The sequence below is a fragment of the Rhodospirillales bacterium genome (assembly GCA_016710335.1).
In the GTDB taxonomy this organism is placed as follows: Bacteria; Pseudomonadota; Alphaproteobacteria; order Rhodospirillales; family Defluviicoccaceae; genus JADJXQ01.
In genome coordinates this window covers 179,865-200,054 of record JADJXQ010000007.1, presented here as the reverse complement: position 1 = coordinate 200,054, position 20,190 = coordinate 179,865, and the positions used below count along the sequence as shown (strand labels likewise).

The 20,190-nt window shown below is 65.8% G+C and carries 15 protein-coding genes and 2 pseudogenes; 8 read left to right on the top strand and 9 right to left on the bottom strand.

Annotation, left to right across the window (positions count from 1 at the left end; all coding sequences use genetic code 11):
- The first annotated feature begins 1 nt into the window (after position 1).
- Complete coding sequence (map, locus tag IPM60_12405) at positions 2-829, top strand: type I methionyl aminopeptidase (protein MBK8908665.1); 828 nt, start codon at positions 2-4, stop codon at positions 827-829.
- Complete coding sequence (gene radC, locus IPM60_12400) at positions 826-1,557, top strand: DNA repair protein RadC (protein MBK8908664.1); 732 nt, start codon at positions 826-828, stop codon at positions 1,555-1,557. The genes map and radC overlap by 4 nt, the downstream gene beginning before the upstream one ends.
- On the opposite strand, the gene IPM60_12395 is transcribed toward radC, so the two are convergent.
- The 7 genes and pseudogenes from IPM60_12395 to IPM60_12365 form a co-directional block, all read right to left on the bottom strand.
- Positions 1,535-2,047, bottom strand: a complete 513-nt coding sequence (locus tag IPM60_12395; protein ID MBK8908663.1) for a HyaD/HybD family hydrogenase maturation endopeptidase — start codon at positions 2,045-2,047, stop codon at positions 1,535-1,537. The genes radC and IPM60_12395 overlap by 23 nt on opposite strands.
- Positions 2,048-2,147: 100 nt before the next feature.
- Positions 2,148-3,845, bottom strand: coding sequence for a nickel-dependent hydrogenase large subunit (locus IPM60_12390; GenBank protein ID MBK8908662.1), 1,698 nt, complete (start codon positions 3,843-3,845; stop codon positions 2,148-2,150).
- Positions 3,846-3,919: 74 nt separating this feature from the next.
- On the bottom strand, positions 3,920-5,101 hold the full coding sequence (hybB, locus tag IPM60_12385) for a Ni/Fe-hydrogenase cytochrome b subunit (GenBank protein MBK8908661.1): 1,182 nt from the start codon (positions 5,099-5,101) through the stop codon (positions 3,920-3,922).
- Positions 5,098-6,190, bottom strand: a pseudogene (hybA, locus tag IPM60_12380) (hydrogenase 2 operon protein HybA). Before hybA ends, hybB begins: the two are co-directional and overlap by 4 nt.
- 9 nt (positions 6,191-6,199) lie before the next feature.
- Positions 6,200-7,384 carry a hydrogenase small subunit gene (locus IPM60_12375; protein ID MBK8908660.1) on the bottom strand — a complete coding sequence of 395 codons (1,185 nt, stop codon included), beginning with the start codon at positions 7,382-7,384 and terminating at the stop codon, positions 6,200-6,202.
- Positions 7,385-7,624: 240 nt separating this feature from the next.
- On the bottom strand, positions 7,625-8,974 hold the full coding sequence (locus tag IPM60_12370; GenBank protein ID MBK8908659.1) for an EAL domain-containing protein: 1,350 nt from the start codon (positions 8,972-8,974) through the stop codon (positions 7,625-7,627).
- Complete coding sequence (locus IPM60_12365; protein ID MBK8908658.1) at positions 8,965-10,326, bottom strand: EAL domain-containing protein; 1,362 nt, start codon at positions 10,324-10,326, stop codon at positions 8,965-8,967. The genes IPM60_12370 and IPM60_12365 overlap by 10 nt, the downstream gene beginning before the upstream one ends.
- A gap of 92 nt (positions 10,327-10,418) precedes the next feature.
- Here IPM60_12365 and IPM60_12360 point away from each other — a divergent pair, with 92 nt between their 5' ends.
- From IPM60_12360 to aceB, 5 genes and pseudogenes are all read left to right on the top strand, one after another.
- Positions 10,419-11,183, top strand: a complete 765-nt coding sequence (locus IPM60_12360; GenBank protein MBK8908657.1) for a serine/threonine protein phosphatase — start codon at positions 10,419-10,421, stop codon at positions 11,181-11,183.
- A gap of 82 nt (positions 11,184-11,265) precedes the next feature.
- Positions 11,266-12,353 (top strand): annotated as a pseudogene (locus tag IPM60_12355) (TRAP transporter substrate-binding protein).
- 17 nt (positions 12,354-12,370) lie between these two features.
- Positions 12,371-12,949: a D-sedoheptulose 7-phosphate isomerase gene (locus tag IPM60_12350; protein MBK8908656.1), complete on the top strand. Its 579-nt coding sequence runs from the start codon at positions 12,371-12,373 to the stop codon at positions 12,947-12,949.
- An 8-nt stretch (positions 12,950-12,957) separates the two neighbouring features.
- Positions 12,958-14,460 (top strand): D-glycero-beta-D-manno-heptose 1-phosphate adenylyltransferase, encoded by a 1,503-nt coding sequence (gene rfaE2, locus IPM60_12345; protein ID MBK8908655.1) that lies wholly within the window; start codon positions 12,958-12,960, stop codon positions 14,458-14,460.
- Positions 14,461-14,636: 176 nt separating this feature from the next.
- A complete protein-coding gene (gene aceB / locus IPM60_12340) occupies positions 14,637-16,247 on the top strand; it encodes a malate synthase A (protein MBK8908654.1) in 1,611 nt (536 codons plus the stop codon).
- A 539-nt stretch (positions 16,248-16,786) separates the two neighbouring features.
- Here the strand turns inward: aceB and IPM60_12335 are convergent.
- Together IPM60_12335 and IPM60_12330 are read right to left on the bottom strand one after the other, a co-directional pair.
- Positions 16,787-17,647: an SDR family oxidoreductase gene (locus IPM60_12335; GenBank protein ID MBK8908653.1), complete on the bottom strand. Its 861-nt coding sequence runs from the start codon at positions 17,645-17,647 to the stop codon at positions 16,787-16,789.
- A gap of 194 nt (positions 17,648-17,841) precedes the next feature.
- A complete protein-coding gene (locus tag IPM60_12330; GenBank protein ID MBK8908652.1) occupies positions 17,842-19,347 on the bottom strand; it encodes a patatin-like phospholipase family protein in 1,506 nt (501 codons plus the stop codon).
- A 541-nt stretch (positions 19,348-19,888) separates the two neighbouring features.
- Between IPM60_12330 and IPM60_12325 the strand changes: the two genes are divergently transcribed.
- The gene (locus IPM60_12325) at positions 19,889-20,185 is read left to right on the top strand and encodes a DUF2282 domain-containing protein (GenBank protein MBK8908651.1); all 297 of its coding nucleotides are present in this window, start codon (positions 19,889-19,891) and stop codon (positions 20,183-20,185) included.
- Positions 20,186-20,190 lie beyond the last annotated feature (5 nt).

Below are 20,190 nucleotides of genomic sequence, written 5' to 3'. Positions count from 1 at the left end.
CATGCGAGAAGGTTCAGCACTGGTCGATCGCCGGACGGTGAAGATCCACGGGCCTGACGATTTCGAGGGCATGCGCCGCGCTGGACGGCTTGCGGCTGAGACCCTCGACTTCATAACGCCCCATGTTCAGCCCGGCGTGACGACGGGAGAGCTCGACCGGCTGTGCGACACGTTCATCCGCGACCACGGCGCCATCCCGGCGCCGCTGAACTACCGCGGCTTCCCCAAGTCCATATGCACCTCGGTCAACCATGTCGTCTGCCACGGCATCCCGTCGGAGCGAAAGAAGCTGGAACGGGGCGACGTGCTGAACATCGACGTCACCGTCATTCTGGACGGCTGGCACGGCGACACCAGTCGGATGTTCGCGGTCGGCCGACCCTCTGTAAAGGCGCGGCGGCTGATCGACGCGACCTTCGAGGCGATGTGGCGGGGCATCGAGAGGGTCTCACCGGGCGCGCCGATTTCGGAGATCGGCCGTGCGATCCAGGAACATGTCGATGGCTACGGCTACTCGGTCGTTCGCGACTTCTGCGGCCATGGGCTCGGGCGGGTTTTTCACGATGCGCCGAATATTCTGCATTTCCACGATAGCAGCGTCAGGTCGGAGTCGCCGATCATCGAGCAAGGCATGTTCTTCACCATCGAGCCGATGATCAATGCCGGCACCTGGGAGGTGAAGGTGCTCGGTGACGGATGGACGGCGGTGACCAAGGACCGCTCCCTGTCGGCCCAGTTCGAGCACTCCATCGGGGTGACGGCCGACGGCTACGAGGTGTTTACGCTGAGCCCCGCCGGCCTGGATCGGCCGAACTTCGCGGACGCATGAAGCGGCAGCAGTCCCCTGATCCGGAGGGCGAGAAACGCGGTCCGGTCGAACAGCCGGACGCCCATTACCGTAACCATCGCGATCGCGTGCGGCGGCGCTTCCTCGACGGCGATCCGGAGCGGTTCCAGGACTACGAGCTTCTGGAGCTCTTGTTGTTCTATTCCGTCGATCGCGTCGACGTGAAGCCGCTGGCCAAGCAGCTACTCGCCGACTTCAAGAGCTATGGCGCGGTGCTGGCGGCGCCGCCGGAGCGCTTGGCCGGCTATCCGCGCATCAGCGAGCGCACCATCGCCCACTTCAAGGCGGTGCGGGAGTCGGCGCGTCGGATGCTCTACGGCGAGGTCAGCGAGCGGCCGCTGGTGAGCTCATGGCCGCAGCTCCTCGACTATTGCCGCGCCGCCATGGCCGATGAGCCGGTGGAGCGCTTCCGCATCCTGTTTCTCGACCGCAAGAACCGCATCATCGCCGACGAGGTGCAGCAGAAGGGCACCGTCGACCATACCCCGGTCTATCCGCGCGAGGTGTTGAAACGGGCGCTCGAGCTGGGCGCTTCAGGCTTGATCCTGGTGCACAACCATCCGTCGGGCGATCCGACCCCATCCCGCGGCGACATCGACATGACCCGCGAGATCCGTGAAGCCGCGGACAAGCTCGATATCGCGCTGTTCGACCATATCGTCGTCGGTCGGCGCGAGGCGTGCTCGTTCAAGGCCAACGGGTTGTTGTAGACGACAATGCCCGGGAGCGGCGCTCCGCCGGCCGTCCCAATGCCGTCAGGTCTTCGGCCACCATCTCCACCATCGCGTCCAGCTTGGCGGCGATCGTCGGAGACAGGTCGAGGCTGGTGGAAAAGTCGAGCGGCTCGACGCCGATGATGGTGACGCCGCCGGGACTGGCGTCGAGGAGCGACAGCGCCGCCAGCACCTCCGAGAGGCCTAGCTGGTGCGGCGATATCTTGGTGCGGAAGAACCCCTGCACGTCGTCGCCTGTCAGCCGCACGACGGTCCCGGGCGGCCTGCCGGTCTTGACCGCGTCGACGACGATGACGTGGTCGCGGTACTCGATGACGTCGAGCAGGTCCATCCCGGCGGTGCCGCCATCGACGATTTCGACGTCCTCCGGCACGGCGTAGCGCTTCTCGAACGCCTCCACCACCCGCACGCCGATTCCTTCATCCGACAGCAGGATATTGCCGACGCCGAGGATCAGGATCGACATGGTGCGCCTGCCGGTTGTCGGTCAGCGACGGCCGGAGGCCCGGCGGGCGGCAGCACGAGCGATCATCTCGCCGGCGCCACCCGCCTCTCCCCCTCCGCGCTCACAGAGCCTTGACGCGAACCAGTTCGCCGCCGGCGGGATCCAGCACATGGACGGCGCAGGCCAAGCAGGGGTCGAAGGAGTGGATGGTGCGGATCACCTCCAGCGGCTTCTCCGGATCGGCGATCGGGTTGCCAACCAGCGACGCCTCGTAGGGCCCCATGACGTCGTTCTCGTCCCGCGGGCCGGCGTTCCAGGTGCTCGGCACCACCGCCTGGTAGTTCTTGATCTTGCCGTTGTCGATGACGCACCAGTGCGACAGCACGCCGCGCGGCGCTTCGTGGTAGCCGAAGCCGCGGATCTCCCCCTTGGGGAACAGGGGCTTGTTGTAGGTGGCGAAATCGCCCTTGGCGCAGTTCGCCATGAGCAGGTTCCACTGCTCGTCGAGGGCGTCCATCAGCACCGCGCAGCGCACCGCGCGCGCCGCATGACGGCCGATCGTGGAGTGGAGCGCCGCCAGCGGAATCGGGCTGCCGGCGACCTTGCCGGCGATGTCGAGGAATCGGGTGAGATGCTGCTTGGTCGGCTCGTGCCCGGCGGCGACCATCGCCAGCACGTGGGCGAGGGGACCGACCTGGGCGCGGTCGTCGTAGAAGGTCGGCGCCTTCACCCATGAATACTTGCCGTCGTCCTGGAAGTCGCCGTACTGGGGCTCCGTTTCGCCGTCATAGGGATGCAGGGCGCCCTTGTCGCCCTTGTACCAGGCGTGCTTGACGCTCTCCTTGACGCCGTCCTCGAAGTACTTGTCCTGGTAGTCGTTGATGGGCTTGTAGCCGGCGATGTCGCCGTTCTTGATGTAGCCGCCCGGCATGGCGAATTGGGTGCCGCGGGTGTCGAGCGGCAGGTCGGGGACGGAGAGGTAGTTGGTGACGCCGGCGCCGTACTGGGTCCAGTCGGCGTAGAGCGCGCCGATCGCAGCGACGTCGACCAGGTAGGCGTTGTGCACGAACCCGGCGATGTCGTCGATGACCCTCTTGATGGCGTAGAGCCGCTCCAGGGTCAGCGTCGACTGGCTTTCGAAGTTGATCGGGTTGGCGACGCCGCCGACCGCCAGATTCTGGATGTGCGGCGTCTTCGAGCCCAGGATGCCGACGATGGTGTTGGCGCGGCGCTGGTAGTCGAGCGCCTGCATGTAGTGCACGGCGGCGAGGAGGTTGACCTCCGGCGGCAGCTTCATCGCCGGATGGCCCCAGTAGCCGCTGCCGAACACGCCCAGTTGCCCCGACTCCACGAACGCCTTGAGTTTGTTCTGGACCTTGATGAAATTCTCGACGCTGTTGCCTGGCCACTCGGAGAGGCTTTGCGCCAACTCCGCCGCTTTCTTGGGATCGGCCTGCAGCGCGGACACCAGATCGACCCAGTCGAGCGCCGACAGGTGGTAGAAGTGCACGAGATGGTCGTGCACGCCGTGCGCCGTAATGATCATGTTGCGGATGTACTGCGCGTTGAGCGGCACCTCCATCCCGAGGGCGTTCTCCACGGCCCGCACCGAGACGATGGCATGCACGGTGGTGCACACCCCGCAGATGCGCTGGGTGTAGATCCAGGCGTCGCGCGGGTCGCGGTCCTTGAGGATCAACTCGATGCCGCGCCACATCTGGCCGGACGACCAGGCATCGGCGACCTGGCCGCCGTCGACCTCGCAGTCGATGCGGAGATGGCCCTCGATGCGGGTGATGGGGTCGACGGTGATGCGCATGCATGTACTCCCAGAGTCTCTCTTGTTGGTCTTGCCGCGGCGCGGCGGATCGTGTGTCTCCGAAGTCGCTACCTTCAGGCCGGCGCCGGCTTCGACGGTCTGGTGGCGTGCAGGACCGGCAGTTGCTTGACGAAGACGAGGTAGAGAATGATGTGCAGCGCAAAGATGCCCAAGGTCACCAGGATCTCGCCCACCGACGGGAAGTACTGGTAGCCGGTGCCGGGGTCATAGCCGATCAGGTAGCAGTTGAGCCGGTACAGAAAGCCGTTGAGCAGCATGAACGTGGAGCCGAGAAACACATACCGTGGGTGCCCCCGCAGTCCCTTGGGCAGCAGCAACAGGATCGCGGCGGCGGCGAACAGGAACTCGACCCAGAACGACAGCGCCTGCACGTTGCCGGTGAACGCCCACGGCAGGCCGCCGACGCGGATCACGTCCAGGTAGCGGACGATGAAGAAAACCAGCATCACCCAGCCCATGATGACCGACAGCTTGCCGAGCAGCGACATCTCGTAAGGGCGCCTGAACGCCACCGACGCCAGCACCGACTCGAACGCGACCACCGCGTAGCCCATGGTCAGCGCGGTCAGAAGGAAGTGCAGGGTGAGGAGTTGCGACTGCCACAGCGGCGACAGCTGATAGCCGAGGATGATCACCACCGTCCCCATCGAGGACTGGTGCATCATCGGCAACAAGACCCCTAGCCCGGTGAACACGAACATGACGCGATGGATGCGTCGACGCGCTTCCTTCATGCCGAAGCGCTCGAACACCGCCGGCAGGAACTCGATCGACAAAACGATGATGTAAGCGAAGATGCAGAGCGCCGTCTCCAGCAGCACCGAGTTCACGTTCCACAGCCACGGGAGCAGGATGTTGTAGCCCTGCCACCAGCGCCCGAGGTCGATCATGACCGCGAACGCGCCGAGCGAGTAGCCGAACAGGCTGGTCATCAGGCCGGCGCGGGCCAACGGGTGGTATTCGCCCCGGTTGAGGATGTAGACCAGCAGCGCCATGACGAAGCCGCCGCACCCGAGGGCGGTTCCGATGATCAGGTCGATGGCGATCCAGATGCCCCACGGATAGCCGTCGTTGAGGTTGGTGGTTTCGCCGAGGCCGAACAGGAAGCGCTGCGAGAGCACGATCGCGGCCACGAAGAACACGATGAGGAGAATGATGAACGCCGGCGTCACCAGTCGGCCGCCGAGGGGCGCATGTTCGTGTGCGGTGCCCGTGCGTTGGTTCGCGGTGCTCATGGCTTGGTCTCTTCTTGGTCCACTTCAGCGCTTTCGGCTTCGGCATCCACTTCACTGGTGTGCTTCTCGGTGTTGAAGAAGGCCAAAAGGACGAGGGCGGAAAGCACCGCCGCCGGAGCGATCATGCCGGTATAGAGGAAGTGCTGCACGCCTTCCGTCTCGCGCGCGTAGGCGTGGTTGGGGATGTCGCGCCCGTAGTGGTCCTTGCCGAACGGCAGTCCGAGCTTGTCGAAGCCGACCGCCGACAGATAGAGCGCCTGGGTGCCGCCGAGAGGTCCGTCATAGCCATAGACCTCCGGCCGGTAGACGGCGGCGACCACCTTCTCATGGGTCGATCCCGGCTTCTGGATGACGTCAGAGATGTCGCCGCGGGGATAGTGGTACGTGTCGCCGGGCTTGAGGGCGAGGCGGCGCTGCGCCTCTTCGTGGAGGTCCTTGACACGGCCGAACAGGGTGGCGCCGGTCGGGCACGCCTCGACGCAGCCGGGAATGTCGCCTTCCGGCAGGCGGTGGTTGCACAACTGGCATTTCGCGATTTTGCCGAACGCGCCCTCGAACTGGTATTTCGGGACCCCGAACGGACACGCGTACACGCAGTACCGGCAGCCGATACAGCGGTCCGGATCATGCCGGACGATGCCCGTTTCCGGATCCTTGATCATCGCCGAGACGGGGCAGGCGGAAACGCACGAGGGATCGACGCAGTGCAGGCACTGACGCTTGATGAAGGCGTAGCCGTTTTCCTCCCGGTCCTTCTCCTCGATGGTGCCGTGCATGTAGGCTTTGATGATGTTGAGGGTCCGCCCCGACAGATCCTTCGGGCTGTCCCAGGTGCCCGGGTTCCACTCCCGCTGGTCGGGGAGGATCTCCGGCGGCATGCCGTTGACCTCCTTGCAGCGGCTGACGCAGGCCTTGCATCCGATACAGACGGTCGAGTCGTAGAGAAGGCCGAGGGCGCCTTCCGGCCGATCTTTCGGCTCCCGCATCAGGGTCAAAGCTTCGGCGGAACCGGAAACGCCCGCGGCGGCGACTGGCCGTGGCGCTGCCAACCGCTGCGTGCCTCAGGAACTCGCGACGGTTCAAAGACATGGCGGTCTCCTAGTTGGGGTTGTCCCGCTTGTCCTCGTAGGTCGCTGGCACGAAGTCCTCGCCCGGGGCGCGCTTGCCGAGGCGCGTCGCCAGAACCGCGCCGGCGCCGACCGCCGCACCGACGACGCCGGCGGTCACGGCCGCGGCCCCCGCCGAAATGCCTTGCCCCTTCTCTTCGGCAACCCGCGGAAACAGCGTCGGCGGCGTCAGCGACACCACGTTGGCCAACGCATGGATCGGCTTCGTGAAGCCGACGCCCTGCTCGGTACAGCCGAAGCACGGATGGCCGCAGCCGACCGGCCACGACGACTCTCCGGTGTCGTTGAAGCCGATCTGCGGGCAGTTGGCCCAGGTCTCCGGACCCTTGCAGCCAAGCTTGTAGAGGCACCAGCCCTGACGGTGGCCCGCGTCGCCGAATTCCAGCGCGAAGCGGCCGGCGTCGAAGTGCCCGCGACGCTCGCAGTTGTCGTGGATCAGACGGCCGTAGGCGAAGGTCGGGCGGTTCTTGGCGTCGAGTTCGGGCGCCTTGCCGAAGGTGAGGATATAAAGGATCGTGGAAAGCAGGTTGTAGGGGTTGGGAGGGCAGCCCGGTATGCTGACAACGGTCTTGTCGGGCAGCACCTCATGCGCGGCCTTGGCCATGGTCGGGTTGGGGTCGCTCGCCGGAATGCCGCCCCACGACGAGCACGATCCCATGGAGATGATCCACGCTGCGCCGTCGGCGGCGTACTTGACGCTGTCGAGAAAGGTCTGCCCGGCGACCTTGCAGTAGATGCCGTCGTCCTTGGTGGGGATGGCGCCGTCGACGATCAGGACATACTTGCCCCAGTTCTTCTTCATGGACTGATCTTTGAACTCTTCGGCCTGATGCCCGGCGCCGGCGCACAGCGTCTCGTGGTAGTCGAGCGAGATCATGTCGAGGATGAGGGTTTCGAGCGTGGGATGATACGCCCGCAAAAGCGTCTCGGTGCACCCGGTGCAGGCTTGGCCGGAAAGCCAGAAAACCGGCGGCCGCGCCGCCGCCGTCGCCGCGTTGGCGATGCGCACCCCGAGCCCCGGAGACAATCCGAGCGCCGCCGCGACGCCGGTGCAGAATTTCAGAAAGTCGCGGCGGTTCACGCCGCCGAGCGCACCACGATAGCCATCGAGATCGCCGAGATCACGCGCGGGAGCGCATGTCGTACCCGGAACCATCCTCTTCCCTCCCAACGTAGGGTTTTTCGTTAATTCTTATTCTCAACATGCTCTGTGTTTCAAAGCTGTTTCTTGACGTTCTCATAACATCGGCGAACACAGGATGCAACAGTGCGCCACAGGGTAAACGAAGAATGCTTTCCGTATGGGCTACGCTTGAGAATTACTCTTAATGCACGACGCGCCGCGGCGAACGGAGCGCGAGTGCTATCGTTTACGCCGCGCCGAGGCGTAACGACTTCAGAACTTTTGCACCAACGGTTGCGTAAGCATCGTGTGCTCGACCGGCACCTGGCGGGTCACGCGGCGATCGCCGCGCGTCCGCCGGCGCTGGACAGCAACTGGCGGCGGCGGGTCCATCGACACGAGCTGCTCGACATAGCGGCCTTGGAACAGCGACATGCCCGCCGCCTGACCGAATTCGATGGCGCGGCGACTGTCGACCCGGCACAGGACCAACCGCGCCGGCCCGGCTTGCTCCACGAAGCTGCGGGTACGGGTGCGGAACGCGTCGCCCATCGCCAACATGCGCTCGTCCCAGATGAGCTTGATCAGATCGACACCGAGTTCGTTCAGATCATAAAGATCCATGTCCGCATGGGTGAGGCCGTCCAGGCAGATCCGGCAGCCTTTCTCCTGTATGGAATCGCGCGCCAAAAGGAACGCTTCGATATCCGAGAACACATCTGCCGGCTGGACTTCGAAGATGAAGGCAGTCCGGCGCGCGGCGCTGAGGTTGTTTTCGAACGCGGTGAAGGTCTCCGAAACCAGCGTCGAAATATTCATGTTGATGCTGATGTCGCAACGGCTCTCGGCTTCTTCGGGGGCGGCCAGAAGCGTCAACACCCGGCGATCGAGGGTCTTGGTCAGATGGCGGAACAACCAGGGTTCGGCGGCAAAGTCCGCGCCCGGTAGCACCGTATCGCGGAGGTCGGCGATCGAGATGTACAGCTCGCGGAAGCGGGGCTCGGGTCTGTTGCGCCCCTTGATGGCGCATACCGTTTGCCGGCGCGCCAAGCCGGAGAGGTCCGTCTGCGCCAGCGCCGCCTCGATGCGGGCGAGGGCGTCCGGAGTCAGCGTCTGTGCGCGCTGCTGGCGGTCGCGAATGCGCGAGCGGGCGTAGGTTCCCTCCTCGGCCGCGGGGAGCATTTCGCGGCCGCTCTGCAAGGCGGTGCGGACGGCAGCCACGAAGGCGGCGAACTCGGTTTCGAGGTCATAGGCGACGGCGAGGCCGCCGTGTTCGGCGCTGTCGGCGAGCAGCGGGTCGTCGCTGAACAGGTAGCGGATGCGGGCGATCTCGCGCCGCACCGCTTCCTCGCAAGGCCGCATATAGATGACGAAAACGTCGCAGTTGGTGAGCACGAACACCTGGGCGTCGGCGGGCGGCAGGTGCTGGTCGAAACCGGCCACGGCGGTCCGAACGTGATGGGGACGACGGTGCCGGGGCATGAGGGCGGAAAGGCGAAGATGCATCGCCCGGCGGCCCCGCCGGCGGCTCTCCAGATGGATGAGGTAGTCGGGCAGCAGAGCCTCGCGGCTCCGCGACGGGCCGTGCTCCAGTCTATGAAGAGCCGAGTTCGTCATGCGCATCGGGCGCGCGCGGCCGGTTCAAGGCGCATCGCTTTGGCGATGCGATCGATGAGGTAGCCTTGAAAGCGATGAATGCCGAGGCCGAGCGCCCACCGCACCGCCTGCTCGGAGTCGGTCCGCGCGAGCAGAACCTTATCGCGGCCTGCCGCTTCGACCAAGCGGGCAACCGCCCGCGTCCGCTCCCGTTCGAGCTGGCCGAGACTGTCGGGGCTCCACCAGATCTTGAAGTAGTCGGCATCGATGGCGCGGATGTTCAAGAATCGGGGCGTCAACGGGTTGAGCCCGTCGATCAGCACCTTGTAGCCCTGGGCGCGCAGCCGGTCCCGAGCGTCGCGGTAGGCTTCGGTGTCGGCCAGCACGTCGACCAGCTGGATTTCGACGAGCATGTTGCAGTCGCTTCGAGCGTGGCTGTGGTGGAACCGCTGGAACGCCTCCGATGCGATGGTGCTGACGTTGAGGTTGATACTGAGCGGAACGGCGCCGGCGGCGAGACCGCCCGCCGCGACGCTTTCCATCATCCGCCTGTCGAGGCTCTCGGTCAGATGACGGAACAGACACGAGTTCGGTAACGGGCCGATGTGCGGCGCCAACCGGGCGAGCAGTGCACCGATCGCCACGTAGGTCTCGCGAAACAATGGCGTCGCGGATCCGGAACCGTGGATTTCGAGCGCCGTCTGTTGGCGTATGAGGTCGGAGATGCGGATGTCCCGCAGTTTGCGGCCGAGGGTGGCGAGAGTCGCCGAATCGAGCGGCTGGTCCGCCTCCGCGCCTGAGCGCGCCGCCGCCGTTGACGAAGGCGTCGCGACGCTGGCGGCGAGCGCCTGGACATGGGCGCAGAATCGTTGGAACTCGGCGCTCGGCGACAGGTCATACCAGCGAGTCCGGGCGTCGTCGCCGATGAGGGGAGCGGACCGCCCCTGCGCCGATGCCCTTGACGCATAAGCGCCGATCTCGTAGATCGCGGCGTCGACCTCGTCCACGGGCACGTCGCGACAGATCAAGACGACGTCGTGGTCGCTCAAGGGAAACAGGCTCGCCTCGTGGCGCTCTGTCAACGCTTCGAGCGGCCGGGCGACCCGGCGGCGGGGCTGCGCGAGTGCCGCGCCGAGGCCCGAAATGTGTAGGTGCACCGCGAACAGCCCGGCGCGGTTGGCGGCGACCCGCCGCAACAGATCCAGGATCCGTCGACCTGCGTCGGTTCCGCCGCAGGGAACGGACGCTGCGCCGGTCGCGTCGTGTGCAGCGCAGCGCTGTGAAGCGAAGACGTGAGGTTGCTGCGACACGTGCGGTCCCTGAAGCTTAACCCGTGGCTCGATGCCGACGGTATAGCCGGCGTAAGCAATGGGTCGCATGTTTGACTGCAAAGCATTAAATCTCGCTTAAATCCCGATGAAGGGGGCGGTTCCCGCGCCCTCAGGATGCTGGGAGGTTCATCTCCGAACGGATGCTTTGGCGGCTGTTCAACAAAAGCACCGACGCCGGGGCGGCGCCGGTCGAGGCGGCGGTCCCCGAGGGTCGGCGGGTGTATGTCGTCGGCGACATTCACGGGCGCGACGATCTGCTCCGCGCGCTCCATGGGATGATCGTCGAGGACGCAAACGCCCACCCCGCGCGCGACCGGGTCGTGGTTTATCTCGGCGACTACGTGGACCGGGGTCCCGGCTCGTTCCAGGTTCTGGAGATGCTGCTCCGCAAGCCGTTGCGTGGCTTCGCGTCGGTGTTTCTCCGCGGCAACCACGAAGAGATGATGCTTCGTTTCCTGGACGGGCCCGCCGATCCTAACTGGCTGTTCAACGGTGGCGACGCAACGGTCGCCAGCTACGGCGTGGCGGTGTGCTGGAAGGATTTCCAGCCGCCGGAATTGGAACGCCTGCGTGTTCGCCTGAACGACGCTGTCCCGCCGGAGCACGTGGCGTTTCTGGAAGATCTGCGCCTCTACCACGAAGAGGGGGACTACGCGTTCGTGCATGCCGGGCTGCGGCCAGGGGTGCCCATCGACAAGCAGAGCCCGCGGGAAATGGTGTGGATCCGCGATCTGTTCCTGCGGTCGAAGGCCGACTTCGGCAAACGCGTGGTGCACGGCCACACCATCACCACGGAGCCGGAAGTTCGCCACAACCGCATCGGCATCGACACGGGCGCGTTCTGCTCCGGGCGCTTGACCTGCCTGGTGCTGGAAGGCAGCACGACGCGGTTCCTGCATACATGATGGCGTCGCGCTTCATCTCGCGGCATTATGGGCAGCGGTAAGCGCGACAATAGAGTGACATCCGGGAGGAGAGACGGCTTCCATGCAACGCAGAGCATTCGTGACCGGCGCGGGCATTGCCGCGGCCGGCTGTGCGGCTTCGGCCGTCGTGGCGGCGCCGGCCATTGCGCAAGGCCGGCGGGAACTGACAATGGTCATGACGTGGCCGAAGAACACCCCCGGCGTCGGCGTCAACGCGGCGCGGTTCGCCGACAACGTCATGGCGCTCACCGACGGCCGGCTCTCCATCAAGCTCTACGGCGCAGGCGATCTCGTGCCACCCTTCGAATCCTCGATGCGGTGTCCTCCGGCACAGCCGACCTCTGCCATTCTACGCCGTACTATTGGGTCGGCAAGAGCAAGGCGTTCAACTATTTCACCGGCGTTCCTTTCGGCTTGACGGGACAGGAGATGGCCGCCTGGATGGCATTCGGCGGCGGCCAGGAACTATTCGAGGAGACCTACGCGGCGTTTAATGTTCAGCCCTTCTACGCCGGCTCCAGCGGAACGCAGGCGGGCGGCTGGTTTCGCAAGGAAATCAACTCGCCGGAGGATTTCGCCGGCCTCAAGTTCCGTATCGCGGGTCTCGGCGGCGAAGTTCTGCGCCGCATGGGGGCGACGCCGGTGATGGTGCCGCCAGGCGAAATCGCGCCGGCGCTGATGAGCGGCGCCGTCGACGGCGCCGACTGGATCGGTCCGTGGAACGACCTGGCGTTCGGTCTCTACCGCGCCGCCAAGTACTACTACATGCCGGGCCCGCTCGAGCCGGGGCCGGGGCTCGAGGTCATCGTCAACAAGTCGGTCTATGACGGACTCGGCGCCGACATGAAGGCCGCCATCCGCGTGGCGGCGGCGGCGACCGCGAACGAGACGCTTGCGGACTTCACTTATCACAACATCCAGTCGCTGGAGCCCCTGTTGACAGAGCATGGCGTCGAACTGCGCCGCTTCAGCGACGAGATCATCACGTCGATGGCCGGTCACGCGGGCGAGGTGCTCGAAGAGCTTGGCAAGACGGACGCGCTGACCCGCAAGATCCACGCCTCGTTCGCGCCGTTCCTGAAGCAGGCGCGGGCCTACGCGCCGAACGCGGAAGGCGGTTATCTGGCGCAGCGCAGCCTCGGGACGTGACGAAGAGCCGTCCATCGATGGATCTGCAGGCGTTCTTCGCGCGCGAGTTGGATGAGCACGCCGCCGTTCTCGCGGCGACGCGGGCGGACCTCTTCGGGGGTTTCGAGCGTCTGGTCGGCGTTTGCGTCGGCTCGCTGCGGGCGGGCGGCAAGCTCGCGCTGTTCGGCAACGGCGGCAGCGCCGCCGACGCCCAGCATCTGGCGACCGAACTGACGGTGCAGTACTCCAGGAAGCGCCCGCCGATCGCGGCGCTGGCGCTGACTACCGACACCTCGGCGTTGACCGCCATCGGCAACGATTTCGGTTTCGACGACCTGTTCGCCCGGCAGGTGCGGGCGCTGTGCCGGAAGGGCGATGTCTGTCTTGGCATCTCCACCTCCGGCGAAAGCGAGAACGTCATCCAAGGCCTCAAGGCGGCGCGGGAGATGGGCTGCGTCGCGGCCGGGTTCAGCGGCCGGGGCGGCGGGCGCATGGTCGACCTCGCCGATCCGCTGTTGATCGTGCCGTCGGCGACGACGTCGCGCATCCAGGAGATGCACATTACGCTCGGGCAGATGCTGTGCGCGGCGCTCGAGGTCGAGCTGGGCCTGGTATGACCGCTGGTATGACCGGCGGCGCCGGGCGGTCGGGGCTGTTGCCGCTGGTCGCCGCGCTCGGCGGCGTTCGTGTGATGTGCCTGGGCGACATCATGCTCGACCGCTTCGTCTACGGCGCCGTGGAGCGCATCTCGCCGGAGGCGCCGATCCCGGTCCTACGCGTCGACCGGGAGACGTCCATGCTCGGCGGCGCCGGCAACGTCGTCCGCAACCTGGTCGCGCTGGGAGCGAGGGCGCGGCTGGCCGCGGTAGTCGGCGACGACGATGCGGCGCATCAGGTGCGCGCGCTGCTGGATGGGCAGGAAGGTCTCTGCCATGGGCTCGTTCTCGACCGGCTGCGCCGGACCTCGATCAAGACCCGCTACCTGGCCGCCAATCAACAACTGATGCGAGCCGACGAGGAAACCACGGCGCCCTTGGCGGATGGCATGCGGTCCAGCCTTCTGGAAGCCGCCGAGACGCTGATCAAGGACAGCAACGCCCTCATCCTCTCGGACTACGGCAAGGGCGTCGCCGGCGACGACATCGTCCCTGCCGTTCTCTCCCTCGCCGAGCGCGCCGGGATCCCGGCCGTTGTCGATCCCAAGGGCAAGGACTACCGCAAGTACCGCGGCGCGGCGGTGATCACGCCGAACCGGGCCGAGCTGGCCGAGGCAAGCGGGCGGCCGGTCGCGACCCTTGCAGAGGTGGAGACGGCGGCCCGCGACCTCCGGGCCAGGCATGGCTTCGGAGCCGTTGTCGCCACTCTCGGCCAGGACGGCATGGTCATCGTTGGATCAGACGTGGTTGAATCCGGCGGGCCTGGCGCCGGCGGCGCCGCCCGGCACTTTAAGGCCGAACGGCGCGAGGTGTTCGACGTGTCCGGCGCCGGCGACACCGTGGTCGCCACCATCGCTGCGGCGCTGGCGACGGGCGCCAGCCTCGATGCCGCGGCCGAACTGGCTAACGTGGCGGCCGGCATCGTCGTCGGCAAGGTGGGCACGGCAGTCGCCTACGCCTCCGAGATCGAGGACGCGCTGCGTCAGAGGGACCTGTCGCGCGCCGAGGCAAAGGTGGCGGGGCTGGGGCCGGCGGTCGACCGGATCGCGGTCTGGCGGCGGCAGGGCGCTCGCATCGGCTTCACCAACGGCTGCTTCGATCTTCTGCACCCCGGCCACGTGTCGTTGCTGGCCCAGGCGCGCCGGGCGTGCGACCGCCTGGTCGTCGGTCTCAACTCGGACGCCTCCGTCGCCCGCCTGAAAGGCCCGGAGCGCCCGATCCAGTCCGAGGCGGCGCGCGCCGCTGTCCTCGCGTCCCTCGCCAGCGTCGACCTCGTGGTGATTTTCGACGAGGACACGCCGTTGCGGCTTCTCGAGGCGCTCCGCCCCGACGTCCTGGTGAAGGGCGCCGACTACCGCCTGGAGCAGGTGGTCGGGGCCGATCTGGTGCAGGGCTACGGCGGCCGCGTCGCGCTGGCCACCATCGAGCCGGGCTACAGCACCACCGCCACCATCGCCCGCATCGCCACTTAAGGATCGCCGCATAAGGATGGATGGTTTCGGCCTGCTTCGCCTCGAGCGTCTCCACCGTCATTTAGAGGCGGCCCCCGGCGCCCGTCCGCACGGCGCGTGACAAGGGCGGGGGAACGGGATATCGAGGACGCGCAACGATAAAGCTCGGGAGGAAAACCGTGACCCAGTCTTCGACGATCGAGAGCACGCAACCGGCGCAGGGGGTGACGATACGCGGTCCGATGGCGGAAGGCTACGAGCAGGTTCTGACCCCGGACGCACTCGCGTTCGTGGCGGCGCTGCAGCGCCGGTTCGGCCCGACGCGGGCGCGACTGCTGCAGGCGCGCGTCGGGCGTCAGGCGCGCCTGGATGCGGGCGAGCTGCCGGACTTCCTGCCGGAGACGGAGAACATCCGCCGCGGCAACTGGAAGGTGGCGCCGGTGCCGGCGGACCTGCAGGACCGACGGGTCGAAATTACCGGCCCCGTCGACCGCAAGATGGTGATCAACGCATTGAACAGCGGCGCCAACGTGTTCATGGCCGACTTCGAGGACTCGCTGGCGCCGACCTGGGCCAACGTCGTCTCCGGGCAGGTCAACATGATGGAGGCGGCGTGCGGCACCATCGCCTTCACCGACCCCGACAGCGGCAAGGACTATCGGCTGGCGGAGACCACGGCGACCCTGGTGGTGCGCCCGCGCGGCTGGCACCTCGTGGAGGAGCATGTGCTGGTGGACGGCGAGCCGGTCTCGGGTTCGCTGTTCGACTTCGGCCTGTACTTTTTCCACAACGCCAAGGCTTTACTCGCCCGCGGCACCGGCCCGTACTTCTACCTGCCGAAGCTGGAAAGCCATCTGGAAGCGCGGCTGTGGGCGGAGGTGTTCGCGGCCGCCGAGGAGGCGCTCGGCATCGAGCACGGCACCATCAAGGCGACGGTGCTGATCGAGACCATCCTCGCCGCGTTCGAGATGGAGGAGATCCTCTACGAGCTGCAGGACTACGCCGCCGGTCTCAACTGCGGCCGCTGGGACTATATCTTCAGCTACATCAAAAAGTTCCGCAACCGGGGGGACTTCGTGCTGCCCGACCGCAATGCGGTGACCATGACCGCGCCGTTCCTGCGCGCCTACTCGCTCGCGCTGATCAAGGCCTGCCACAAACGCGGCGCCCACGCCATGGGCGGCATGGCGGCGTTCATCCCCATCAAGTCCGACCCGGAGGCCAACGCCGCGGCGATGGAAAAGGTGCGGGCCGACAAGGTGCGCGAAGCGACGGACGGCCACGACGGCACCTGGGTTGCCCACCCCGGCCTGGTGGACCTCGCCAAGTCGATCTTCGACGAGCACATGCCGGAGGCCAACCAGCTCGGCCGGATGCGGGACGATGTTTCGGTTACCGCCCGCGACCTGATCGAGCCGGCGACGGGCGCCGTGACGGAAGACGGGCTCCGCGTCAACGTCCGCGTCGGCATCCAGTACATCGAGGCGTGGCTCGGCGGCAACGGCTGCGTGCCGCTCTACAACATGATGGAGGACGCCGCCACGGCGGAGATCTGCCGCGCGCAGATCTGGCAGTGGCTGAAGCACGGCGCCAGGCTCGCCGACGGCCGCCCCGTCGACGAGGCACTGGTGCACGCCATCGTCGACGAGGAAATGGCCGCTCTCCGCGACACGCTCGGGCCATCACGCTTCGACGGCGGGCAGTTCGACGCGGCCACCGAGGTGTTCCTGGAAGTGGCCACCGCGCCCGAGTTCATCGACTTCCTGACCCTCCCGGCCTACCAGCGCGTCACGACGCTCGTCGACTAAGGCGCGCGGTCATTGAGGGAGGCGACGACCCGATGTCCGCCCCGGGGGCACCATCCGATGGAGCCTGAGTGGCTGCCCATGGCGGAGGTTAGCCAGGAGCGCGCCTTATCCGGTTCTTTCGCCAGAACGCTGCGAGGCGCTGCAGCTACTCACTGGCGCACGCCTATGGTGGGCGGGAGCATCAGTCCTTTGCAGGAAAGCGTAACCACCAAAAACTGTTGCTAACTCCCATGGTAGATCGCCTACGACGCATACCCCGTACGGTAAGGCGTTGAAGCAGCCCACCGGACTTCGTACTGCCAACTGTTTAGAAGCCCGCCAGAGGGCTTAAGGTCAGCGTCGCCGTTGTCCCAAATGTATTTCGCAACATCCTCCGGCGAGGCCGGCACTTAAATCTGCGTTAGGTGACAGGGAGATGCGTCGCGGCCTGGTTGTCATTGACCTGCGCCCCCGTTTGTCCCCGCTGTACCGACTTTCGTGTCATTGCTTCGCTCTTCTCTGTCGATCGTCTCGCCACCGGTCGTGCCGGAGTTGTCAGCTCAGCCCCCGGTTTCGAACCCCGGATAGAGGGTCATGCCGCCGTCCACGTACAGGGCGTGGCCGTTGACGTAGTCGGAGTAGTCGGAGGCCAGCCATACCGCCGCCCGACCGATGTCTTCGGGCCCGCCGATGCGCTTGTACGGCACCAGCTTCATCAACTCGGCGTACGCCTCCGGCGTGCTCCATGCCTCGGTGTTGATCGGCGTGCGGATGGCGCCCGGCGATATGGCGTTGACCCGGATTCGCCACGCCGCCACTTCCTGGGCGACGGACTTCATCATCAGCATGACTCCGCCCTTCGACGCCGCGTAGTTCACATGTCCCGCCCATGGAATGACGTCGTGGACCGAGCTCATGCAGATGATCTTTCCGGCGGCGCACGAAACCTCTTTAACCACGCCCCGGCGCTTGAACTCACGGACCGCTTCGCGCGCACACAAGAACTGACCGGTCAGGTTCACGGACATGACTGCGTTCCACTGCGCCAGAGTCATCTCGTCGAAGGGCGCGTCTTTCTGCAGGCCGGCGTTGTTGACCAGGATGTCTATGGTGCCGAATTCCCGGCACATGGTCCGGAACATGGCCTGAACCTGCTCCTCTTTGGAGACATCGGCTTGAATCGCCATCGCTTCGGTGCCACAGCGGCGCTTGATCTCCTGGACCGCCTCTTCGGCCTTTTCCCGATTGGTGACATAGTTCACGATGATATCGGCGCCCGCGTGACCCAACGCGACCGCCACCTGTTCGCCGATCCCCGAGCTGGCCCCCGTGACGAGGGCCTTCTGGCCTTTCAGAACAACCTGCTGCTCAAGTGACGGCATGACGACGGGTGGATGCGGCTCCAAAGGCTTGTCATTCATCGGATCTTCTCCCGCGCGTTGCTGATGGCGTTTAGATGACGATCGGAGCCAATTGGCTAGTCTTTCACCAAGTTGTGCGGAGCGGGGGCACTGTCTTGACGTCCATACTTCGTCCCTCTTTCTGCTTCGTTCATCGCCGCATCAAGGGGCGGGCCTTGCGCGAAGTGCGATGACAACCGTACGAACCCGCCTCCTCAATCTTTCGTGGCACCCACGGGAATGGTTACCTCGTTCGGCTTCGCGAGCCTGCCGAGCGCAGGAAGACCAGCTTTCATCGCTTCGCGGCCGGCATCGCGGAACAAGTCCGCGAGGTGAAAATCGCGCCAGCTGGAGGGGGCGAACCGGGGTGCGAGCATGATGTCGCCGAGAGCGGCGTTGCGCGCACTTGTGTCGCCTTGCAGCATCATCAATGTTTCGACGACCGGGCTCACATTGCCGCCATTTTTTCTGAACGGCACCGCGCGTTCGGTGATTGAGGCGGGCCATGTCGCGAGGGTCTCCTTGGCCAAGAGATCAACCGAGACAACAATGTCGGCGCCCATTTCGCGAACGGCGAGAGTGGGCACCGGCACGAGGCAGATTCCATCGACCAGGCGCTGCGACCCGCAGCGGTAGGGCGGCGCCAATCCGGGCACCGACAGCGCCGCGCGCAATGCCTCATGGACTGGCCAGTCGCGAAGCGGGACCGCCTGCCGGCTCTCAAGATCAGCGGCCATAATGGTCAGGGGAACGGAAAGCTTGGAGATCGAGCGGTTATCGACACGCTGTTCCAGGGTGTGGAGCACGCCCTGCAGCCCTGCAGAAAAGCCTTCCGGCGAGAGCGCAGCCAATTTCTCCACATGCTCAAGCGACCAGATCTGCCTCAGCTCGCGGTCGATTTCGTCAGCCGCGAGCCCGGACGCCAGGAGGGTTCCGACGATCGCACCGATACTGCTCCCGGCCACGTAATCGACGCTGTAACCGGCTTCCTGCAGGACCTCAAGAGCGCCAACATGAGCGAAACCCTTGGCACCGCCAGCGCCGAGCGCCAAGCCGATCTTGGTCCGCGCCAAGTGCCTGCCGATCCACTCGATGTCGCCGCCCGTGTCGCCGGGCATGGCGGCGCGGAATATGCGAATATTGGAGGACGCCGCCGGGCGACCGTCGCCGTGGTCGTTGATTGGGAACAGGTCAACGGGACAGCGAGTCGCCTTGAAGCCCTCCAGCAGTGCGTGGCCGTCACAGTCGTCGCCAAGAAAAACGATCCGGTCCACGTAGCGGACGACTGCTCGAAGATCGGCTTGGTCTGGATAGACGACGGTTACGACGGTGACGCCTGAAGCGGCAAGATCATCGATGGCAGTAAGCACGGAGCTCACCGTCTCGACTGTGATGACATCAGCGCCGAAACAAGCATCGACAAGATTGATCACTTTGACATTGCGAGGGGTTGCCGCGCGCGCAGCAGCAACAACCCGCTCGGCCAGCCGTTCGCTCTGCCGCGAGATGATCAGCGCTGCGACGTCCGCGGCATCGCGCGGGGCAATGTGGCGAGCGGCGTCCTGCTTGCGACGGGTGATCAGCATGCGCGTGATGTTGAGAAGTAGCAGGGGATGACGGGCGATGACCTGCGAAAACTCGTTCAGGTCGGCCTCGAGGATCACGCTCGGAACAACGGTGACCAGATTGGCCGCCCGAGGCTCTCCTGTCAGCAGCGCCATTTCGCCAGCGATATCGCCCTGACGGATGCGGCTTATGACGCGCGGGCCGTCCGCATAGTCGAGTCGATTGATGCCTCGATGAGCCCCTTTTCAACAACGAAGAGGCGGTCACCAGCGTCTCCCTGCCGGCAGAGAACATGCTCGGCGTCATACTTCCGCCGCCGCATACGGCGACAGATGAGATCGATTTCGGCTCCATCGAGCCCGTGAAACAACGTCGATGACGCCGGCGCAGCGATCTGCGCCTCGCCCCGGTTGAGCCGCCAGAGCCTTTCGAGCCAGTCTCCGGGCCGGGCGAACATCCGCCATTATTCCTCTACAGCTAAAGTGCGGCATTCATTTCCTTACCCTTAACTTCGCCGGGCGCGGGCATCAGGTTACGCCGCTCGCGTTCGTTCACGAAAGCGCGAGAAGGGGCCGAGGTTCAGGATCCGACGTAACTTTTCACGCCGGCGCAGGCGAACTGGGCTGGTGAGGCTGGCGCCAAGTAGCCCGGTCTTCGAAGGATCGAACGTCTTGAAACGAGAGGGAACCGAACCTTATGACCGTCACCACCCGCACCACCGCGCTGGCGTTCGCCGGCGCCTTGATTGCCGCCACCGCGCTCTCCGCAGGAGCGGCGCATGCCGACGAGGCCGGCAAGGAGAAATGTTACGGCGTCGCGCTGGCCGGCCAGAATGACTGCGCCGCCGGCCCCGGCACCAGCTGCGCCGGCACCTCTACCGTCGATTACCAGGGCAACGCCTGGAAGCTGGTCGACGCCGGCAACTGCCTTGAGATCGGCGGCAGCCTGACCCCGCGCGAGGGCAACGAGGCCCCCGTCCCGCGGAACTCCTGAAGCCA